Annotated in this window: 1 pseudogene; it reads left to right on the forward strand. The window is 74.7% G+C overall.

What is annotated here, in order from left to right:
* Nucleotides 1–237: pseudogene (locus RTM68_RS16195) on the forward strand (ATP-dependent helicase); the annotation flags it as partial.

Here is a 237-nt window from a genome sequence, read left to right on the forward strand (position 1 = left end):
GCCGCCGATGTCGCGGCCGAGGGAACCGGCGAGGGCGGCACGCGCCGTCGTCGCCGCCGCCGCGGCGGCTCGGAGCAGGTCGGATCGACCTTCGCCGAAGGGACATCCGACAGCTCTGCATCCGATTCCTCAGCCCCCGCTGCCGACCGCAGCGCGGAAGGAGCGGGCACCCATGACGGTGCAGGCAAGGAACACCACGACGGCAAGCCGGCACCCGCGCGCCGCCGTCGTCGTCGC

Source organism: Microbacterium sp., from assembly GCF_031988965.1.
GTDB lineage: Bacteria > Actinomycetota > Actinomycetes > Actinomycetales > Microbacteriaceae > Microbacterium.